Below are 21,270 nucleotides of genomic sequence, written 5' to 3'. Positions count from 1 at the left end.
ATTATTGCTCCCAACATTCGGCTGGTGTTTTTTTACCCGTATCGGTAATGTCTATCGTCTTACAGTCAGGGTCGTTAGTTAATTGCACTCCCAATGCCTTTGCTCTTAATCGAAAAGTTCCTGCGCTAGGTATTGAAGGGACAATCCTGTAATTATTTGAAGGTAATTCATAATTTTTTGCACTACCAATACCTAAATCTTTCATACTACTGCTATAGGCTCTATGGTCTATAAAATATTGCTCTTGAAGATTAGCAAAACGTGTTAATTCTTGTAATGCTTCTGCTCGGTTTGAGCGTGTTACAAAATCAACATAGGATGGGTAGGCAACCGATGCTAAAATGCCGACAATAGCAACGGTTATCATGACTTCTATCAAGGTAAAACCTGATACTTTATTTTTTATCGCTTTAATGCTTCGTTTACTTCTTTGAGTATAATTCATCACTGGGCTTCATCCACATAAAGGTAATTTCGTAAGGTTTCTAAATTAAAACCTACAGGAATAACTTTTCGGCCAACAATAATATTGCCGTCGGCGTCATCTGTTGTTGGATCACCATCATCTGTTTCTGTCACAATTAAGGTAGGCGCGCCAAGAAATTGCTCACTAATAAAGGCTATTCTATCTTCTCGATTTCGAGAGTCCTCTGCTTCCCAATTATATTTTTTAGTGCCTAAGGCTAAGTCAACTGCATATAACCAACCTTGCCCACTCGGTAATAAACAACTCACCGGAGTGCCTGTGAGATCTGGCGGTGTAAAAGAAGTAAAATAAGCAACATTATTAATAACTAAAGCTGATGCGGTGTTTTTCTCTCCCGATTGCTCAAAATCAAAATACCAACCAGAGTATTCACTGACCTCCTTGGCTTTACTGTCATAACTAACGCCAGTTAACCCTTTAAAAGGATCATCAGTATAATTAAATAAATCACTAACCATTAAAGGAGCTGGAGTTGCAGGAATAGAAGATGTAGTAAATTCTTGCGTTTTTATATTGGCATCCTTAATCATATAAAAAACATCTTTTGTATCAATGCTTAAAGGAGTTACCCTATCACCTGAACCAATCAAAATCGCATCATAAGGTATTTCTTCTTTAACGACAATAGCATCACCACTGCCGTTTTTTTGACCTGAATCAATGGTTTCTGTAATAAAAGTTCGAACGATAGAGGGCTCATAAAAAAAGCGTCTATCATCCTCATTTGAAGTTGCATGACCAAAACTAGCTAATTGAAATAAGGAGAATTTACTGGTATCTGTGTCTGGCATATCGACTCGCCAAACATTGCCGCCTGTATCCCCCACATATAATCTATCAGTCAGGCCGTCTGCATCACTATCTAACGTACCAATAGCTGATGGAATACTGTCTTCAAATTGAGATGAGGTTAGACTCCATTTCAAAGTGCCATTTTCAGCATCAACCATGTAAATTCCTTTACCTACATTATCAGCAGTGCCAACACCTGAGTTATCCTTATTAATGTCATAACCACCACCAAAAAACAATACGGGTTTCGCTGTTGACCCTGAAATATTAAGCTTGCTATAAGCAACTTTAGGCTGTGACCAAGTTTGGCCTAAGTCACCAAATCCTGAAGTTTCACCTGCCTTAATTTGCCACATTTTACTCGGTACAAGCGGGTTAGTAACATTAATAGCATAATAAGAGCTACCGCCACGGCGTAAGCCAAAAAATAGCCAAGCTTGATCAGCACCATCGACAATACCATTACCATTATGATCAACTATATGAGAAGTGATAGGACCATCAACTCCATATATTTTACTTGCTGTAGAATAATTCTCTCGTAATGGTCTAATATTTGGAAAAAAGTCTTTAGGTATAAACGCCCATGCTTCATCAACATCACCCGTTTTTGAATCAGGATCGAGATCTTGGAACATATGTAACGCCCCTTGATTAGTACCTACCGCTATATATATGCCATTATTACCATAATTTAATACAATAGGTTTAGAGTGTAATGGGTCACCGAAAACATCTGGGCGAATATCTGTGGTATCGCCATCTTCATCGGCATCATCAACATCCACACCACTCATCCAATCAAAGTATTCATTAATAGTATTCTGGTTATCAGCAACATCAAGTGTTGTAGCTAAATTAGTTTGAGAGCCAAATGCACTAGCAGCTTTGGCATTACTTTGATTAAATTCAACCAGTGCCCCAGCAGCACCCAAATCGCTATAAATGGTTCTGTCAGTTTTTGTACGTAACATTTCTGCAACGCCACCTTGAGCAACTTCGTTACCATCAATATCACCTGACCAATAACTCTGCACATCGGTTGAAAAATAACCTTTACTATCTACCGCTTTCTTACTATTTGTACCATACTGAATTCCATGAATTACTTTATATTTTTTGATGTTTCCTTGCCATCTTGGTCCTATGTCAGGTTGAAACATTGCGTAGTAAACATATTCTAACGTTTTAGTTCTATCAAAAGTATTTGAGGCAACAGAGGCTGAAGTTAGCGTATCGTTACTTGGATTAATGCTTGATAAAAAGCTATTTAACGCTGCCGATAAAGTGGCACTATCATCTGCAGGATAATATTCCCCACCACCGCTTTGTGCTGCGGCAATCAATAAAGGTTCTGCGTCAGTTTGAGCATTTTCACCAAAACCTACCGTTGACGTTTTTGCTGTTTGGTCTCCGTCTAACGTTTGATTTAAGTCATTGTTGTACATCCAGCCAGCCAGTGCTGCTAGATAATTATTTGTACCATTTAAGTTAAAAGGCCCTGTCGATGTTAAAGCCTTAATAGCACCATTAGCATTAGTATCTTGAGTTGGTTCACCATCAGTAATGATAATGACATTGATTTGATCATTACTACACACTGAAAAAGGGCTAGTGTATTTAGTATTACTGTCTCTTTCTATCGTTTTATCTCGAAGCGGTAAACGGCTATTATCGCTTTGTTTACCATAAACAATACTTTTTCCTTGAAAATACTGTGCTGCTTCATATAAAGTTTCACATAAAGGCGTATTACCACTTGCAACTAATTTATTTTCTATAATAGAGAGTAGTTTTGTTCGAGAAGTTAACGTTGACTCATGTATACCATGGGCTATTCTACCGCCATTCCCACCACTATTTGCACTACCCGCATTATAATTAAACACTTGCAAACCAAAGTCTACCTCTGGTGCAGAGTTAATCACATTGGTTACACTCTCTTGGGCAATATCCTTTAGTGAACGTTTAACTGTAGATAAATCTGTTTTATGGTACCAACGTAAGTATTTAGCAGAATACAGTGTAACCAGATCCCCCCCCCAACGTGTATTACTATCTACAACATTCGCTGTATAAAATTCAGGGTTGCTTGCATCCCCTTTACCATCTATTGGATACCCTGTACTTGGGTTAGGTAAGTTAGTTAAAACCCCTCCGTTAAGATATTTACTTCCATTAGCATTATTACTGGCGTTAATATCACTTTCACAATCTATTAGGCTAATATTACTGCCATCAGTAGTTAATAGTTCTGACCATTTACCTGACTGCCCTTGATATGTATATTGCCTTACACGACCAGTATAAAAACCATACTTAGCCAGCGATGTTTTCGCCGTGTCACAACCATTAATATTTACATTAAATTTGCGTAACTCGCTAGCATCAGAAGGTTTAGGAATATCAGAGACGGGTGTTTTACCTTTGGTATAAAAAATATAATTATCACCAGTAGTACCATCGTAACTCCCTGCGGGGTTATAGGCTGGTTTAACCCACTTTTTATCTCCCATACTCCCTGATGTATCAAAAATAATTAGAACTTGACTTCTTGTTTTACCAAATGAACTACTATCACCAAGATATAATTCAATATCTTCAGCAAATGCCGTAGCTGATAAAAAAACCAGAATACTGGTAGTAAAACTAACGAGAGCATGATGAGTTCTTTTTAATAATTTACTCTTATTATGTATTGTAAACTGGACTAACCCGTTCATTTTAAACTCCTTAAACAAATATGCTCAACATTAATCATGGTTGCCGAAACAACAGTTAGAATTTGCTGCTATATTCATTACTTTAATAACTGCTGGACAACACCAGAAGTTGCTCCGATATTACTACTGTTTGTACGTCCATAATCCCTAGCTACTTGCAGCCTTAAATAATTACAAGTAAAAACACCTGTCGATGAAGCTAATTTTGAATGCGGACAATCAAGTTCTAAATTGTATTGATTATTGGCAACATTAACGCTAGCGGTTGCTTGAGTATTTGTGCCTGGTAACAATGCTGCTTGATCATTAATAGGAAAATTATTTCCCATAACAGGACGAGCAAAACGATTTACTTTGCCTGGCGCCACTTGATTAAAAATGACCTCATCTACAGCACTTAATACTGACTCTTTCGCAATTAACTGCTCCTCACTTGCCCCTGACATTTTCATGTCTGTCGTTGTGTTTTGCATTAAAGCGGCAGCTACAGCCGTTAGCGCAACTAAAAAAACGAGAGAAACAATCAATACAACGCCTTTTTGTTTAGATTTGGAAAACTTCATATTAACCTCTCGGATAGTCTAAATTACAATTTTTATAAATTTACCATGCGGTAATTTGGCTGTTATATAACGTTATAGTTGAACTAAATAATAACCGACGATAATTATCATCAACCGTGTAGTCAATATCACCTAGCTTATAAGTGCTTTTATTTTCATATTTATTATCAGGTAATACATTACGCGCTAGTACATAAATTTTAACGGCTAGTATTCGAGTACCACCTGCATTATCCCATAAATCTGAAGTCATATTATCAGCAGAAATAAAGGCGTCTACTATGCCATATCCTGCGGCAGTTGGATTCGTATCAGTATCAACACCATACATGAAACGGATCATTTCAATCCCATCAATAATGGGGGCAAAAGACATTCGCGTTGTTAACTGCCCTTGCATTAACACAGGTACGGTATCAGTTCCTTGGGGCTCGTCTCTTACATAATATACATGATGCTGATATTGCCATACTTGTGCATTTGAAAGGTTAGGCACTGCGCCTTTAGGGAAAAGAATACCGTTAGTCATATTGGTAACTAAAAAGAAATTGTCAGTAACGGTTGCTATCACAGGTACAGGTTGCGCAGGAGGTACCGCTGGTATTTCAAGAGGTGAAGCTAAAACACGCTTTATTTGTATAACATCAGAACCCAAACGTGCATCATCGAAACACCCCATAGGGTCAGCATTAGTAACAGTTTCCCCCCAAAGGGTACGAAAAGGACCTATTCCATTAGGGAAAGTACCATTATTTAATCCCGAACCAGTACACTCATTGCCTACCGCTAAAGCACCTGACCTTGTAATGGCTACCCCTCCAAATGTACCAACATAACTTCCCCAAAAATTCTGCCGTAATAAATCATCACTGAGAACACTAATGGCAAAACGACCATTCTCTTGTAACTCACCATAACCTGTAGTTTCTGCCGTTGTAGTTCGCATTCCAACAAAGATGCTCATCACACCAGCAAAAAGCACTAAGCCTACAGCCAATGAAATCATCAATTCAAGCAGAGAAAACCCCCTCTGTTTTTTGTTTGTTTCATTTTTAGTCATATATTGCATATCGCTTGTAATTAAGTTGGCAAGTATAAATTAAATAATAAAGGCTTGAACAACCACCTGTCTGCGCTTATCACTAGTGGCACCACAGGCAGCAGCCTTATTAGCATCAGTCATTGCTTGTTTACCTTGCCAATTAATCACAACAGTGATTGCATTGGCATTGACAAAAACACACCCTAGCCCACCTAATAAGCCACCAGCACTATCACCTGCCAATGTCACATCTGCGCCCATTATTGCTTGTTCCCATTCATGCTGATCATTAACTACTATTTGCGCAGGAGTACACAAAGCACCGAATAAATTACACCGATTAGCTGGTGCTGCATAATTATTGCCACCATAATCAGTACCAGCATAAGCAGCTAAATTAGCAGGATTGTTTGCCCGCATTCTAGCCACAATATCTTGTGCCAAACTGGAAGCAAGTGAACGTTGCATTGCATCAAAACTACCTTTTTTAGCATTTGCTTGCATTGCAACAGCACCTAGAATACCTGTTACTATAATGACGAAGGCAACTAAAACCTCAATAAAAGTCATACCTTTTTGTTTTACTGCGCCTTTATTCATAGTGCGATTAAGGTATTGAGTGTTAATACGTTTAGGCATTTTTTTCTCTCTTTATAGATTTTATATTGTCTACTAGAATTATGGTCAAAGACATATAAAGCTAACGGTAACAAGACAGATTTGAAAAGAGTGATTTTCATTTGGGGGAATGTGAAAAAAGTTCTTTTTATATTATTGTTATTAAAGTAACAATGATTAATAGTATGATTACACTTATGCCATTTTTTAAATCCTTTTTTTGACATAAAAAGGCTTAGAGCCAATTTCGCTATTGCTAAAGGCTCTTGGAAAAATTCACATGTGCTAAAAATCACTCGCGTGAACCGCATTAACCCATATCCTTTTTTCTACTTAACATCCATAAAATACAGTCTATATATCTTCGTATGCTGACTATCCCATTTGTCCATATATCCTTGGGAAAGCTTGTGTACATAGCCTTACCTATCTAATTTTGATTAATTAATAGGCAACTTAAGGTTAGCGTAATTCTGCAGGAACTGCAAATACAATATTTTCTTCGCGCCCTGGGTATTCATTAACTTCTTGACCACCCAACTTCTTTAGTGCCTCAATAACTTGCCTAACTAAAATAGCAGGTGCTGAAGCGCCAGCAGTCACACCAATTTTATTAACACCATCAAGCCAAGAAGTTTCAATGTTGTCAGCGGTGTCAATTAAATAAGACCTTGTACCTATTTTTTCAGAAACTTCTCTTAAGCGATTTGAATTTGAGCTATTTTTTGCACCAACAACTAATAATAAATCCACTTGACTAGCAATAGCACGCACTGCATCCTGTCGGTTTTGTGTTGCATAACAAATATCGTCTTTTCTAGGCCCTTCAATTTTTGGAAACTTTTCTTTTAGTGCATCTATTACATTAGAGGTATCATCAACTGACAAGGTTGTTTGACTGCAATAGTATAATTTTTCTGGGTTTTTCACTTCAAGCTTAGAAACATCATTAGCAGACTCAACAAGATAAATACCAGCAGTTGCACTGTCATATTGCCCCATAGTTCCTTCTACTTCAGGGTGACCTTCATGACCAATAAGAATACATTCAATGTTCTTTCTACTAACACGAGACACTTCCATATGTACTTTTGTAACTAAGGGACAAGTAGCGTCAAAAACTTTTAGCGCTCTCGATTTAGCTTCATGACGAACTGTTTTTGACACACCATGAGCACTAAAAATGACAGTACTGTCATCAGGTACTTCATTAATTTCGTCAACAAAAATTGCTCCACGGCTTTTTAAGCCATCAACCACAAATTTATTATGAACAACCTCATGGCGTACATAAATAGGGGCACCAAATAAATCCAAAGCACGGTCAACAATGCTAATAGCACGGTCGACACCAGCACAAAAACCACGGGGGTTTGCTAAAATAATTTCCATAAAATTCTCAATGCCATGTTTTTTATAATACTACCATAAACACACTATTTAACTTTATAGTATCTCAACCACGTCAATAACAAAAGTAACTGGTTGCCCTGCTAATGGGTGATTAAAATCAATAGTCACAGAGTTACCATTCACTTCCTTTATCATACCTGGTAAATCACCACCTGGCTGTGAAAAAGTGATGATATTACCAACCTTTGCAGGTACTTCAGCTGAAAACTTATCAATATCCATATAATGGATATTGTCTGGATTTGACTCTCCAAACGCATCTACAGCATCAAGTGTAAACTCTTTACTGCTACCTGCAGTCATTCCAAGTAATTGTGCTTCAAAGGCCGCAGAGATACTTTGATCTCCCATAATAATTTTAGCTGGTTTATTATTGACTTTCGTACTATCAGCTGCTGAGCCATCACTTAATTTCATGGTGATATGTACTAAAATACTAGAATTGGCTTGAATCGTTTTATCAATTGTCATTATTTATCTTCTTTACTTTCCGTTGAGTGCTAATACATTTATCAAAAATAAGCCTACTTATGACTTTTTAGAATCATCTTTAGTAATAAATGAATCTAAAATCATAAAAGCAGCACCAATGAAAATCATTGAGTCTGCCACGTTAAAGGCAGGAAAGTGATTACCTGCCCAATGAAAATCTAAAAAATCAATAACATAACCAAACATCACACGATCTATTAAATTTCCTACCGCACCACTTAACATTAAAGCAAACGCGATACCTAATAAGGTTTGTGATCTAGGTGTTTTAGCAAGCCAAATTATAAAGACTATACTTGCAATTGCGGCAATTGCCGTAAAAAACCAACGTTGCCAACCACCTTGATCAGCTAAAAAGCTAAAAGCAGCCCCTAAATTATGCACGTAAGTAATATTAAAAATGGGTAATACTTCAAATGATTCATAAAGATTAAATACACCAACAACCCACTGTTTTGTTACTTGATCAAACACCAAGCAAAGCAGTGTTAGCCAAAGCCAACGTAACCCCGTTTCTGTAAAAAGCTTATTCAATTAAATATTCTCTTTCTTATTTCTAAACAATTATTAACAAATAGCAATTGTTCAAAGTCATTTACTGCAAGAGCAAGAAGAATGCACGAAGCCTATGACTATAGGTGAGTACATTCTACCCCGTTATTGCAGAAAAATAGCTAAGAACAAAAGTTATTTAAGCATATTTTCGAAGTTCGCCTTCACCATCAACATTCGTAATACAACGCGCACAAAGCTCAGGATGCGTTTCGTGACTACCCACATCTTCAGTTACATGCCAACAACGCTCACATTTTTTGCCTTCTGCTGCTGAAACGGATAACCATAAGCCATCAACATCTGTGGATTCTACACCTGCAGGAACTTGCCCTTCACCTGTAACTACTTCAACACTGGCTTTTGAGGTAATTAGCACAAAACGTAACTCTTCACCTAATTGCGTTAATTTTTCAGCTAAATTTGCGGTGGCATATAAAGTGATTTGTGCCTCTAACGCTTTGCCTACTATTTTTTCTTTACGAGCAAGTTCTAACGCACGATTAACTTCTGTTCGAACCAATAATAATTCGCTCCAGTAGTCGTTTCCTAATACTGTATCAGCGGGCATAGTTACTAAACCGTCAAACCAAACACCTGTGAAAACAAACTCATCACGTTCACCCGTTGCAGGTGTTGGTAATGCTTGCCAAATTTCTTGTGCAGTAAAAGATAATATTGGCGCCATCCAAGCCGTCATTGCTTCGGCAATTAAGTACATTGCAGTTTGACATGAACGACGAGCATTTGAATCAGCTTTAGCTGTGTATTGTCTATCTTTAATAATATCTAAATAGAAGCCACCAAGCTCTGTTGTACAGAAGTTCATTAATTTATGAACGACAACATGAAATTCATATTCATTATAAGCATTAATAATTTCTGCTTGTAAATGTGCTGCTTTATCTACTACCCAACGGTCTAACGCCACCATATCTTCAAAAGCAACAGAATGTTGTGCTGGCTCAAATCCATTTAAGTTTGAAAGTAAGAAACGTGATGTATTTCGAATACGACGATACGCATCTGCTTGACGTTTAAATATTTCATCTGACACCGTAATTTCTTGCGTATAGTTAACCGACGCTGTCCATAATCGTAAAATATCAGCACCTAAATTATTAGTTATTTCAGATGGTGTTACCACGTTACCTAATGATTTAGACATTTTATGGCCATTTACATCAACGGTAAAGCCATGTGTAAGTACTTGCCTATAAGGTGCTTTGCCCGTCATAGCAACAGATGACATCATTGATGACATAAACCAACCACGATGTTGATCTGAACCCTCAAGATATAAGTCAGCAATATCATCAAATTCTTCTCGGGCATTAATCACTGAATAATGTGTTGTACCAGAATCAAACCAAACATCTAGGGTGTCAGGAACTTTAATAAACTCATCAGCATCATCACCAATAAGCTCATTTGCTTCTAAATCAAACCAAGCTTGAATGCCTTCTTTTTCAACACGCTGAGCAACTTCTTCAATAAGCTCAATACTACGAGGATGCAAGGCCCCAGTATCTTTATGAATAAATAAAGCAATAGGCACCCCCCAAGTACGTTGACGTGAAATGCACCAGTCTGGTCGACCTTCAACCATTTTTTCAATACGGCTTTGACCCCAATCGGGGATCCATTGAGTTTTTTCAATTTCTTTTAATGAGTCACTACGCAAACCTTTTTTATCCATCGCGATAAACCACTGTGGCGTCGCACGAAAAATAATCGGGGTTTTATGACGCCAACAATGCGGATAAGAATGTTCAAAGGCATGATGGTGCACTAATGCGCCTTTCTCTTTTAGCACTTCAACAACACTTGCATTCGCTTTAAACACATGTTGCCCTGCAAACAAAGGTGTATCTTCAAGATAAACACCATTAGCGCCTACAGGATTAGCTACTTCTAAGTTATATTGTTTGCCTACCACAAAATCGTCAACACCATGACCAGGCGCAGTATGAACACAACCAGTACCTGAGTCTGTGGTAACGTGGTCACCCAAAATAACAGGAACAGTAAAGTCATAAAAAGGATGTTGTAATTGAACTAATTCTAATTCACTACCTTTACAAAACCCTAATGCATGGTACTTATCAATACCAAATCTATCCATACACGAGGTAACTAAATCAGACGCGATAACTAAGCGTAATTTTCCAGCCTCGCCCTGTGGTAAAGTTTCACATTGTACCAAGGTATATTCAACATCGGCATTTACTGAAACCGCACGGTTTGCAGGTAATGTCCACGGTGTAGTTGTCCAAATAACCATGCCCATCTGACCTGACCCCGTATGACCTTCGGGATGAGAAAACTTATCTGCAACACTTTCCTCATTAATATCAAATTTCACATCAATGGCAGGTGAATGCTTATCTTTGTATTCAACTTCAGCTTCGGCTAAAGCAGAACCACAATCTGTACACCAATGCACAGGTTTAAAACCTTGTTGTAAATGACCGTTTTCAGCAATTTTACCTAATGCACGAATAATATTAGCTTCGGTATTAAAGTCCATGGTTAAATAAGGTTTATCCCAATCTGCAAATACACCTAAACGTTTAAAATCTTCTCGTTGGCCATCAACTTGCTTAATTGCATATTCACGACATTTTTGACGAAACTGAGCAGCAGTCACTTTATGGCCTGGCTTACCTACTTTTTTCTCAACCATTAATTCAATTGGCAAACCATGACAATCCCAGCCGGGTACGTAAGGCGAGTTGAAATCTGACAATGTTTTTGACTTAACAATAATATCTTTTAATATTTTATTTACTGCATGACCTAAATGAATACTCCCATTAGCGTACGGAGGGCCATCATGCAAAATGAATGATTTTTTACCTTTTTTTGCAGCACGAATTTTTCCGTACAAGTCTTTAGCGGCCCATTCTTTGAGCATGTTAGGTTCACGGTTTGCCATGTTGCCTTTCATCGCAAAGGATGTTGCTGGCAAGTTTAAGGTTTGTTTATAATCACTCATTAAAATCATTATCCGGTTGTTTTATTTGTTCAAATTGTCAGACAATTGCCTAACTTACATTATTTCATACAGTTTAATACTTGTTTCGCTTGCTCACTATCTAACTTAATTTGTGCTGTTAACGCTGCTAAGCTATCAAACTTCATCACTTGACGAAGCTTTTTCTTAATAACCACTTCAATACATTGGCCATATATGTCGTTGTTGAAGTTAAAAATATGAACTTCTAATTGTTGCCTAGCACCGTTAATAGTTGGCCTAGCTCCAATATTGGCAACACCGTTAAAAGTGCCATTTATTGTTTTCACTTTTACGGCAAAAACACCATTTAAAGGAGACTTTTGTCTTTTCAATAACACATTGGCAGTTGGAAAACCTAATTGTCGACCACGCTTATCTCCATGAAACACTTTACCAATAATTGAATAAGGCCTACCTAGCATGTTTTCTACAACAGTTAAGTTGTCATGCTCTAACGCTTCTCTTATCGCTGTGCTGCTAATCCGACAATTGGCCATTTTACAACTAGCGGTATCGGTAACCTCAAAGCCAAAATGTTTTCCCGCTTCAGTCAACATAGTAAAATCGCCTCTGCGATTTTTACCAAAATGAAAATCATCGCCAACAATTAAATGCTTAATCCCCAACTTTTCAACCAATAGGTTTTCTATAAATTTTTCTGCGCTTTGACTAGCAAACTTTCGCGTAAAATTAACACAAATTAACCGTTGCACACCTAATTCAGCCAAAAGCGCATATTTATCACGTAAACGACACAGCCTTGCGGGCGCTTTGTCTGGTGCAAAAAGCTCTTGTGGTTGAGGTTCAAATACTAACACAGCAGCCACACAATTTAGCGCTTTTGCTTTTGCTACTAAGGCAGAAATAACTCGCTGATGCCCTTTGTGAACACCATCAAAATTACCAATAGTTAATACACAGCCATGATCTTCAGGCTGAATATTATGTATACCGCGAACTAACTGCATTACTATTTAAATCACCTTGTAACAATCAAAATTTGAACAGCGACTATTTACACATAAATAAGGGCCAGATACGCCACAACTATTTTTAAAGCTGAATATTTATGTATACCGCGAACTAGCTGCATTAATTACAGCACTAAGCGAAAAGCAAAAAACTTTATATTGACTGTTTATAAAAATAAATCGCCGAATTATATATTAAAGCGCAATAATAATCAGTACTTCAGCCATTTTTTTTTAGACTTTTAGATTGGTATTCATTTCAACTTTTTACTTTAAAGTCACCCAACCGAATACCAAGCAAAAAAATCATAATAAAGTAACTCAAACAGCCAACACTAATACAAAGCACCAGCTGAAATATTTGCTCTAAAAAAGCCATTGAAAGCCAAACTTTAAAATCTGCAGATAATTGATAAACAACAGCAGCCATTACGCTCGCGGCAAGCATTAACTTGCCAATAAATATTTTAGTATTAATTGAAATGTGATAGATATTAGCCTGCTTTAAACCTCTGTATAACATCCAAGCATTTAAGGTTGCCGACATAGTTGTCGCTATTGCCAAGCCCACATAACCAAAAAATGGCGCTAACATTAAATTAAAAATCATATTAGCGACCATTGCTTTAATACCTATTTTCACAGGTGTTTTTGTATCTTGTCTCGCATAATATCCTGGTGCTAATACTTTAATAAACATAAAACTTAATAGGCCAGAAAGGTAAGCAAATAAAGCCATAGACACTTGTAACACGTCTGTTTGGCTAAACTCACCTCGCATAAAAAGTACCATAATAATTGGTTGTGCTAACACCATTAACCCAGCCAATGCAGGCCAACCGAATAGACTAATAACTTTAATTCCCCAATCGAGGGTAGCACTAAATTGCTTAGGATCGTTCTTACTGTGTAACTTTGATAAACTGGGTAACACAACGGTAGCAATACCAATCCCGAATAACCCCAACGGAAACTCTAACAATCTATCAGCATAATAAAGCCAACTAATAGAGCCTGTAATTAAGAAACTAGCAATTAAAGTATCCAGTAATAAATTAATCTGTGTAACAGAAACACCAAATAATGCAGGCACAATCAATTTTCGAATTTTGGTCACGCCTTGACTATGCCAAGACCAACACGGCTTGACTAAAACATTTGCTTTAAACAAAAACGGTATTTGAAACAAAAATTGAATTAATCCCCCTAAAAAAACTCCCCAAGCTAAAGCATACGCAGGGCTTTGTGTGTATTCAGCCCCATAAATAGCCATTAAAATAATGGCAATATTGAGCAATACAGGAGTAAAAGCAGCAACAGCAAACTGCCCTAGTGTATTTAATACAGCACCAGCAAGCGCAGTAAAACTAATAAACCATAAATAAGGAAAAGTGATTTTTAACAAACTTGCTGCTAATTCAAATTTTTCTCCGCCAACACTGGCTGAGCCATTATTTAGCCAATCTAAAAACCAACCACCACCGAACAACATAACAAACAAGGGCGATGCTAACATACCAAAAAGTGTTACCAAGGTAATGACAACGCCTAAAGTGCCTGAAACCTGTGCAATTAATCGTCGTGTTTCATCAAGAGAAATTACTTGTTCTTCTTCAATTACATTTTTATTGTTATTACGGTTAATTAAAGCTGTTTTTTCATCTCGCGTATGATACTCGCTTAATACAGGAACAAAAGCCTGCGCAAAAGCACCTTCTGCAAAAAGACGTCTAAAAAAATTAGGAATTTTGTTGGCAAATAAAAATACATCTGCCATGACACCTGCACCCATCACATTAGCAATAACTACATCGCGAACTAATCCTAAAACACGAGAAATCAAGGTCATCGCACTCACAATCAAACCTGATTTAATTAACTTTTTACTCAAAAAAAAACCCTTCTTATGTCATGCTAAAAGTCGCACAAAAAAATAATTACTATTATGTGATGATTTTACCTATTTAAACAATGTATACTTGCAACGTTCACAACATACTTGGTTTACTTGGTTAAATAATAAAACTTAGTAATACCAACGATATTCCTTATAGTTGCTTTCTCTATACTTTTTATTATAAATTTTTATTAGGTATTTTGTGACAAAGCAATTAAATCATTTGACAATAAGCTAGAAAACAGGCATATTTTGTCGCCTTAAATTTAAGCTTACATATTACACACTTTAGGAGTTCACCTTGGCTAACTCAAAGCAAGCTAAGAAGCGCGCTACACAATCTGAAAAGCGCCGTCAAAATAATGCAAGTCGTCGCTCATTGATGCGTACTTTAGTAAAAAAAGTAATCGCAGCTATTGAAGCTGGTGACAAAGAAGTAGCATCGAAAGAATTAGCTGCTGCAACACCAATTTTAGATCGTTACGCAAGTAAAGGTCTTATTCATAAAAACAAAGCTGCTCGTAGTAAGAGCCGTTTAAATGCAGCAGTTAAAGCTTTATAATTTCAACTTATAAAGTAATGTTCATTTTTATGAAATAATATGATTACCTGTTAGGTAAACGTAAAAACCGACTTAATGTCGGTTTTTTTATATCAAAATATTCACTTTTAACAAGTTTTAACGATAGGTTTACACTTTAGTCATTTTTTATTTACCAATGCTATTGCACTTTTCAGTAATTTTTTTTAGTCTCATTGCCAGAAATAAAACCAATAACTATTGAGAACGACAATGATTTTTTTAAAAACAAGTCAACTTAAGCTAAAACGCAGCAAAATTGCAGCTATTGTATTAACTGCAATGGCCACACTGACCGCATGCAATAATGAACCAACCACAACAAATACCACAAAAGCCGCTTATGAAAAAAATATTCAGCGCTCACCTCAATTAATTCCTGAGTTTACAAATCGATTAGATATTTATAAAGAAGTAACACTTTCAGCTGATTTAAGTCGCCTATCTGATAACCAAAAGAAAATGTTAGCTTTACTCATTGATGCCTCTAAAATTATGGATGATTTGTTTTGGCAACAAGCTTTTCCACAAAATAAAAAAGCCTTTTTAGCATCAATTACAGATGAAAAGGTTCGTCGTTTTGCAGAAATAAACTACGGTCCATGGGATAGACTCGACGGAGATAAAGTTTTTTTAACACCGAATAATGAGAAAGCACATGGTGCAGAATTTTATCCTAAAGACATGACTAAAGCAGAGTTTGAACAATCTACGTTAGCCAATAAAGACGGATTATATTCTATCATTTCTCGTAATGACGAAGGACAACTTATAACAATTGCTTATTCTGAATTATACAGTGATGAAATTAACCGAGCTGCCGCCATATTAGAAAAAGCGGCAACCTTTGCAGACGATAAAGAATTTGCCAATTATCTGAATATGCGTGCTAAAGCGTTACGCACTGATGAATACCAAGCATCTGACTTTGCGTGGATGGACATGAAGAATAATCCTATTGATATCGTTATTGGTCCGATTGAAACCTATGAAGATCAATTATACGGCTATAGAGCTGCTTTTGAAGCCTATGTATTAATTAAAGATTTATCATGGAGTGAAAAACTAGCGAAATACGCACAATATTTACCAGAACTACAAAAAGAGCTACCCGTTCCTAAAAAATATAAAGCTGAAGTACCGGGTTCTGATGCCGACTTAAATGCTTACGATGTCATTTATTATGGCGGCCATTCTAATGCGGGCAGCAAAACTATTGCCATAAACTTACCTAATGACGAACAAGTACAATTAAAAAAAGGCACACGCCGATTACAGCTTAAAAATGCGATGCGTGCTAAGTTTGACACCATCATGTTACCTATTGCAAATACCTTAATTGTGCCTGAACAACGTAAAAACGTTACCTTTACTGGTTTTTTTGCAAACACTATGTTCCATGAAGTTGCTCACGGTTTAGGTATAAAAAACACCTTAAATAATAAAGGAACAGTTCGCCAATCATTAAAAGAGCATGCAAGTGCTTTGGAAGAGGGTAAAGCTGATATTCTTGGTTTATACATGATACGTCAATTACTCGAAAAAGGCGCTATAACAGAAGGTAAACTAGAAGAGTACTATACCACTTTCATGGCTGGCATATTCCGTTCAGTTCGTTTTGGTGCAAGCTCAGCACACGGTAAAGCTAATATGGTTCGCTTTAATTATTTCCAAGAGCAAGGAGCATTTGAGCGAAATGAACAAGGTCTCTATAGTGTAAACATGGAGAAAATGGGCAAAGCCATTGATTCTCTTTCAAAACTTATTTTAACATTACAAGGTAATGGTGATTATGAAGGCGTAGCAAAATTAGTTGCTGAAAAAGGGCTAATAAATGCTAATTTAAAATCAGATCTTGCTAAGTTAACTTCAGCGAATATTCCTGTAGATATTGTATTTAAGCAAGGTAAGAAAGTGCTTGGCTTATAAACATACCAAGAGCAAAGGTGTGAATAACTCACACCTTTTTTACATTGATAGATAATCAATACTACCTAGGTAATGATAATATACTTACTAATAAATATATCATAATTAAACATTAGCCTCTAATCTAACATATTTAGAAACCATCACCTTTCCAGTAAGCATTATATTTAACCACAATAACAAAGTGCTTATATGATGAATTAAGCCTCAAATTTTTGTAGAAAATTGATACAAATCAACGTCCCACAAAAGTAAAAACATTAGTATGCATCGGAGTTTATCACACATGTTCTAATGAGAATTTTCAAATGACAAAAAGTAAATCAAAGAACACAGGTAAAGAGCAAACCTTCGCTACTAACCAAATTTTATTATCGACCACTGATATAAAAGGGCGTGTTACTTACGCCAACAATGATTTTTGTCAAATAGCTGGATACTCCAGTGAAGAATTAATTGGTCATGGTCATAATATTGTACGTCATGATGATATGCCTAAAGCGGCTTTTGCTGATTTGTGGTCAACAATTAAAACAGGCCACTCTTGGATGGGGCCTGTAAAAAATAGCTGTAAAAATGGTGATCATTATTGGGTTAATGCTTACGTTACCCCCATTAAGGAAAAGAATGGTGACATTACTGAGTATCAATCGATAAGAACCAAACTTGATGAAAACACTAAAAAACGGGCGGAAAAGACATACCAACAAATAAATAACAACCACCTCCCTTGGTTACTAAAACTAGGCACCATTGACATTACATTATATGTACAACACCTGCTTATAATTATTTCCTTATCTATTCTCACTTTTATTTTTACTACCTCAATTAACTTATTTGCTTCTATCCCATTATTAATATTAACGCTTTTTACCTTGATACTATTTTCACGTTGGCGAATTGGCTATAAAAAAATAATAGCTAAATCAGAAAAAGTATTTAACAACCCACTAATGAGTTACATTTATAGTGGTTCCACCGATAAATTAGGTCATATCAACTTAGCACTAAATATGCGAAAAGCTGAATTGAATGCCATTATAGGACGAGTAACTGACTTAAGCCTTAATGTAAATAACATCGCTCAAGAAACCGCGAACAATGGTACCCACATAACGAATATTCTCGATGAACAAAGCCTAGAAGTAGAGCAAGTAGCTACAGCAATGAATCAAATGAAAATCGCTATTAATGAAGTTGGCGTTTCAGTTTTTGATGCTAGCGATGCTTCAACCCAAGGAAAAGAATTAAGTAAAATTGGAGTTCAAGCCGTAAAAAGAACAATTAACTCAATCCAGTCTTTATCTTCACAATTAACAAGTGTTGAAGCCGTTATAGGAAAACTCGCAGAGCGTTCACATGAAATATCAGCAATTTCAAATGAAATTAGCTCAATAGCAGATCAAACTAATTTACTAGCACTTAATGCTGCAATTGAAGCCGCCCGAGCAGGCGAACAAGGCCGAGGATTTGCGGTGGTTGCAGATGAAGTAAGAGCCTTGGCACAATGGACACAGCAATCAACAGAAGAAATAAGTAAAACATTGGCATCATTAAACCAAGAGTCACTACAAGCTATTGAAGCTATTAATGATGGTATCAAGCTGGTGGATGAGTGCGTTAACTTAGCCAATAATACTGACCAAAGCTTACAAGACATTGATACAGAAGTAGATAAAATATCTACCATTAATTATCAAGTAGCTTCCTCGGTTGAAGAACAATCTGTCGTTACCGAACAAATTAATGACAACACAAATAAAATACAAAACATAGCAAATACGGGTGCTGAAGAGGGAAAGAAAACCCAAACGCTGAGCCAGAATTTATTACAAGAATTAAACATACTCCATAACTTAATTCAGCAATTTGATAGTAAATAAATTATTGTCAAATTAACCTAATTACTTCATAGTGGTCAGACTTGTTACTTCTGAATTTTAAAGGTTTTCAATGAATAACTTTGATTTTATCATTATTGGCGGCGGCTCAGCGGGTTGTGTTTTAGCAGACAAGTTATCAGCTTGTGGTCAGTATCAAATTTGTTTATTAGAATCAGGTCCTAAAGACAAACACTGGAGTATTCATATGCCGCTAGGCATTATTGAATTAATGAAGGATAAAATCCTTAATTGGCAATTTAACTCCGCGCCAGAGCCAACACAAAGCAATCGCAGAATATTTAACCCAAGAGGAAGAATGTTAGGCGGTAGTAGTTCAATTAATGCCATGTTATACATTCGCGGCCAAAAAGAAGATTACGACCATTGGCGTGATCTCGGTAATGAAGGCTGGTCTTTTGAAGACGTATTACCCTACTTTAAAAGCACGCAACATCAAGAGCGCGGTGAAGATGAATTTCATGGCACAAATGGCCCTTTGAACGTTGCAGATTCATCGTCAAAACCACCTGTTCATGATAGTTTCATCTCATCAGCTCAGCAGGCTGGCTACCCATTGAATAATGACTTCAATAGCGAGAGTCAAGAGGGCGTTGGTTATTATCAAGTAACTCAAATAAATGGTCAACGTTGCAGTGCCGCTAAAGCCTTTTTAACGCCTAATTTACATCGCAGTAATTTAACCGTTATTACCGATGCGCATGTACAAAAAATACTAGTTAACGATAAAGTGGCCACAGGCGTATGTTATAAAAGCAAAGGAAAAAAACATAATATTTTCGCTAAAAAAGAAGTCTTATTAAGTGCTGGGGCTTTCAATTCTCCACAACTTTTAATGCTATCAGGCATCGGTCCAGCGGATGAATTAACTAAACATGATATTGCTTTAGTACATGAATTACCCGGTGTTGGGCAAAATCTCCAAGATCACCCTGATACCGTTATAGTGACGCATCACAAGCGCGATGATTTACTGGCAATCCGCCCTAAAGCAGCGTGGTGGCTATTCAAACAAGCATTGAAGTACTTTCCATTATCATTAAATAAAACACCCGCGGAGAAAAAACGCAGTGGTATTTTAACGTCTGTAGTAGCAGAATCTGGCGGTTTTATTAAGTCAAAACCTAACTTGTCAAGACCCGACTTACAGTTACACTTTATTCCTGCAGCCTTTGATAACCATGGTCGAAACTTAAAAATGTTACTAAACTATGGCGTATCAATTCACACGTGTCTATTGCGCCCTAAAAGCCGAGGTAGTGTAACCTTGTATGGTAATAAAGCAAACTTACACCCTAAAATCACGTTAAACATGCTTGACCACGAAGATGATCAAAAAGATATGATCCAAGCAGTTAAAATTGCCCGATCAATTTTAGCTCAAGCCCCCTTAAGTAAAAACAATGGCAAAGAAATATTTCCTAGTGAACAAACACAAAGTGACGAAGATATTTTGGCCTTTTTGAGAAACAAAGCCAATACTATTTACCACCCAGTAGGTACTTGCAAGATGGGTAATGATGACATGGCCGTTGTAGACAACAACTTAAAAGTACATGGTATTCAAAATTTACGTGTTATAGACGCTTCTATTATGCCAACGCTCATTAGCGGCAACACTAATGCACCAACGATCATGATTGCAGCTAAAGTTGCTGACGTTATTTTGGCTGAATACGCAAACTAAGCGAAGTATTAACATACAGTAATCTGATTGTAATATAATTCTCAGTATTCAGGTCATATAGTAAACACTCCCTTGCTAAAGACTAAAGATGAAAATTTTAACACTTCTAAAATCAGCGCGATATCTTCTGTTAATCTGCATAATGTGGGGATTTAGCGCTAATGCTACTGATTATCCAACCGCGCCAGCCTGGCAATTACACACTCAAAATGGCGAGAACATCTCACTCAGTGATTATCAAGGTAAACCCATTATTTTGCACTTTTGGGCCACTTGGTGCCCCTATTGTAAGAAGCTTCAACCTAAATTAGTGGCGCTTGAAGAAAAATATCAAAAGTCAGGTATAAAGCTAATCGCCATTAGTTTTAACGAAGATGAAGATGCGCGACCTCAAAATGAAATAAATGCCCGAGGTTATCACTTTATCACCGCTGTAAATGGTGAATCCGTCGCCATGTTATACGGTGTAAGAGGCACACCAACAACTTTTTTTATTAATCGCCAAGGTAAAGCTATTTACAAATCAACAAGCTCCGATATTAATAACCCTAAACTAGTGTTAGCGGTTGAAGAGATAATTAAGCCATAATTATCTGATTGC

At 36.8% G+C, this 21,270-nt stretch carries 15 protein-coding genes and 1 pseudogene; 5 read left to right on the top strand and 11 right to left on the bottom strand.

Translation table 11 applies throughout. The annotated features are described in order from the left end of the window. Nucleotide 1: 1 nt before the first annotated feature. From ACE1OF_RS13160 to murJ, 11 genes are all read right to left on the bottom strand, one after another. A complete protein-coding gene (locus ACE1OF_RS13160) occupies nucleotides 2–445 on the bottom strand; it encodes a type IV pilin protein (RefSeq protein WP_448895085.1) in 444 nt (147 codons plus the stop codon). Next, the gene (locus ACE1OF_RS13155) at nucleotides 445–4,002 is read right to left on the bottom strand and encodes a pilus assembly protein (protein WP_448895069.1); all 3,558 of its coding nucleotides are present in this window, start codon (nucleotides 4,000–4,002) and stop codon (nucleotides 445–447) included. Before ACE1OF_RS13155 ends, ACE1OF_RS13160 begins: the two co-directional genes overlap by 1 nt. Nucleotides 4,003–4,079: 77 nt before the next feature. Then, the gene (locus ACE1OF_RS13150) at nucleotides 4,080–4,565 is read right to left on the bottom strand and encodes a PilX N-terminal domain-containing pilus assembly protein (RefSeq protein ID WP_448895067.1); all 486 of its coding nucleotides are present in this window, start codon (nucleotides 4,563–4,565) and stop codon (nucleotides 4,080–4,082) included. Nucleotides 4,566–4,605: 40 nt separating this feature from the next. Beyond that, nucleotides 4,606–5,625: a PilW family protein gene (locus ACE1OF_RS13145; protein WP_448895065.1), complete on the bottom strand. Its 1,020-nt coding sequence runs from the start codon at nucleotides 5,623–5,625 to the stop codon at nucleotides 4,606–4,608. Between the two features lie 39 nt (nucleotides 5,626–5,664). Beyond that, nucleotides 5,665–6,246, bottom strand: a complete 582-nt coding sequence (gene pilV, locus ACE1OF_RS13140; protein ID WP_448895063.1) for a type IV pilus modification protein PilV — start codon at nucleotides 6,244–6,246, stop codon at nucleotides 5,665–5,667. Between the two features lie 441 nt (nucleotides 6,247–6,687). Next, nucleotides 6,688–7,617, bottom strand: coding sequence for a 4-hydroxy-3-methylbut-2-enyl diphosphate reductase (ispH, locus tag ACE1OF_RS13135; RefSeq protein ID WP_448895061.1), 930 nt, complete (start codon nucleotides 7,615–7,617; stop codon nucleotides 6,688–6,690). A gap of 54 nt (nucleotides 7,618–7,671) precedes the next feature. Next, nucleotides 7,672–8,109: an FKBP-type peptidyl-prolyl cis-trans isomerase gene (gene fkpB / locus ACE1OF_RS13130; protein WP_448895059.1), complete on the bottom strand. Its 438-nt coding sequence runs from the start codon at nucleotides 8,107–8,109 to the stop codon at nucleotides 7,672–7,674. A gap of 57 nt (nucleotides 8,110–8,166) precedes the next feature. Next, nucleotides 8,167–8,664: a signal peptidase II gene (gene lspA / locus ACE1OF_RS13125; RefSeq protein ID WP_448895057.1), complete on the bottom strand. Its 498-nt coding sequence runs from the start codon at nucleotides 8,662–8,664 to the stop codon at nucleotides 8,167–8,169. 157 nt (nucleotides 8,665–8,821) lie between these two features. Then, entirely contained in the window at nucleotides 8,822–11,680 is a 2,859-nt protein-coding gene (gene ileS, locus ACE1OF_RS13120; protein WP_448895056.1) for an isoleucine--tRNA ligase, read from the bottom strand. Nucleotides 11,681–11,739: 59 nt separating this feature from the next. Then, on the bottom strand, nucleotides 11,740–12,669 hold the full coding sequence (ribF, locus tag ACE1OF_RS13115; protein ID WP_448895054.1) for a bifunctional riboflavin kinase/FAD synthetase: 930 nt from the start codon (nucleotides 12,667–12,669) through the stop codon (nucleotides 11,740–11,742). A 262-nt stretch (nucleotides 12,670–12,931) separates the two neighbouring features. Further along, nucleotides 12,932–14,563, bottom strand: coding sequence for a murein biosynthesis integral membrane protein MurJ (gene murJ / locus ACE1OF_RS13110; RefSeq protein ID WP_448895053.1), 1,632 nt, complete (start codon nucleotides 14,561–14,563; stop codon nucleotides 12,932–12,934). 307 nt (nucleotides 14,564–14,870) lie between these two features. Here murJ and rpsT point away from each other — a divergent pair, with 307 nt between their 5' ends. The 5 genes and pseudogenes from rpsT (at nucleotide 14,871) to ACE1OF_RS13085 (ending at nucleotide 21,258) form a co-directional block, all read left to right on the top strand. Beyond that, nucleotides 14,871–15,131, top strand: coding sequence for a 30S ribosomal protein S20 (rpsT, locus tag ACE1OF_RS13105; RefSeq protein WP_448895051.1), 261 nt, complete (start codon nucleotides 14,871–14,873; stop codon nucleotides 15,129–15,131). Nucleotides 15,132–15,362: 231 nt separating this feature from the next. Next, nucleotides 15,363–17,078 (top strand): dipeptidyl-peptidase 3 family protein, encoded by a 1,716-nt coding sequence (locus ACE1OF_RS13100; RefSeq protein WP_448895049.1) that lies wholly within the window; start codon nucleotides 15,363–15,365, stop codon nucleotides 17,076–17,078. 359 nt (nucleotides 17,079–17,437) lie between these two features. Further along, nucleotides 17,438–18,964, top strand: a pseudogene (locus tag ACE1OF_RS13095) (methyl-accepting chemotaxis protein); the annotation flags it as partial. A gap of 70 nt (nucleotides 18,965–19,034) precedes the next feature. Next, nucleotides 19,035–20,669 carry a GMC family oxidoreductase gene (locus ACE1OF_RS13090; RefSeq protein WP_448895047.1) on the top strand — a complete coding sequence of 545 codons (1,635 nt, stop codon included), beginning with the start codon at nucleotides 19,035–19,037 and terminating at the stop codon, nucleotides 20,667–20,669. 88 nt (nucleotides 20,670–20,757) lie between these two features. Beyond that, nucleotides 20,758–21,258 (top strand): peroxiredoxin family protein, encoded by a 501-nt coding sequence (locus ACE1OF_RS13085; RefSeq protein ID WP_448895045.1) that lies wholly within the window; start codon nucleotides 20,758–20,760, stop codon nucleotides 21,256–21,258. The last annotated feature ends 12 nt before the right edge of the window (nucleotides 21,259–21,270 follow it).

It is taken from the genome of Colwellia sp. E150_009, assembly GCF_053543955.1.
Note: the sequence above shows the minus strand (reverse complement) of the source record. Positions and strands in the feature narration are given on the sequence as shown.

Coding starts and splice junctions, on each gene's coding strand:
- pilV (WP_448895063.1), bottom strand. CDS start 6,246: ATGCCTAAACGTATTAACACTCAATACCTTAATCGCACTATGAATAAA.
- ACE1OF_RS13090 (WP_448895047.1), top strand. CDS start 19,035: ATGAATAACTTTGATTTTATCATTATTGGCGGCGGCTCAGCGGGTTGT.
- fkpB (WP_448895059.1), bottom strand. CDS start 8,109: ATGACAATTGATAAAACGATTCAAGCCAATTCTAGTATTTTAGTACAT.
- ileS (WP_448895056.1), bottom strand. CDS start 11,680: ATGAGTGATTATAAACAAACCTTAAACTTGCCAGCAACATCCTTTGCG.
- ACE1OF_RS13155 (WP_448895069.1), bottom strand. CDS start 4,002: ATGAACGGGTTAGTCCAGTTTACAATACATAATAAGAGTAAATTATTA.
- ACE1OF_RS13160 (WP_448895085.1), bottom strand. CDS start 445: ATGAATTATACTCAAAGAAGTAAACGAAGCATTAAAGCGATAAAAAAT.
- ribF (WP_448895054.1), bottom strand. CDS start 12,669: ATGCAGTTAGTTCGCGGTATACATAATATTCAGCCTGAAGATCATGGC.
- ispH (WP_448895061.1), bottom strand. CDS start 7,617: ATGGAAATTATTTTAGCAAACCCCCGTGGTTTTTGTGCTGGTGTCGAC.
- ACE1OF_RS13145 (WP_448895065.1), bottom strand. CDS start 5,625: ATGACTAAAAATGAAACAAACAAAAAACAGAGGGGGTTTTCTCTGCTT.
- ACE1OF_RS13150 (WP_448895067.1), bottom strand. CDS start 4,565: ATGAAGTTTTCCAAATCTAAACAAAAAGGCGTTGTATTGATTGTTTCT.
- ACE1OF_RS13085 (WP_448895045.1), top strand. CDS start 20,758: ATGAAAATTTTAACACTTCTAAAATCAGCGCGATATCTTCTGTTAATC.
- ACE1OF_RS13100 (WP_448895049.1), top strand. CDS start 15,363: ATGATTTTTTTAAAAACAAGTCAACTTAAGCTAAAACGCAGCAAAATT.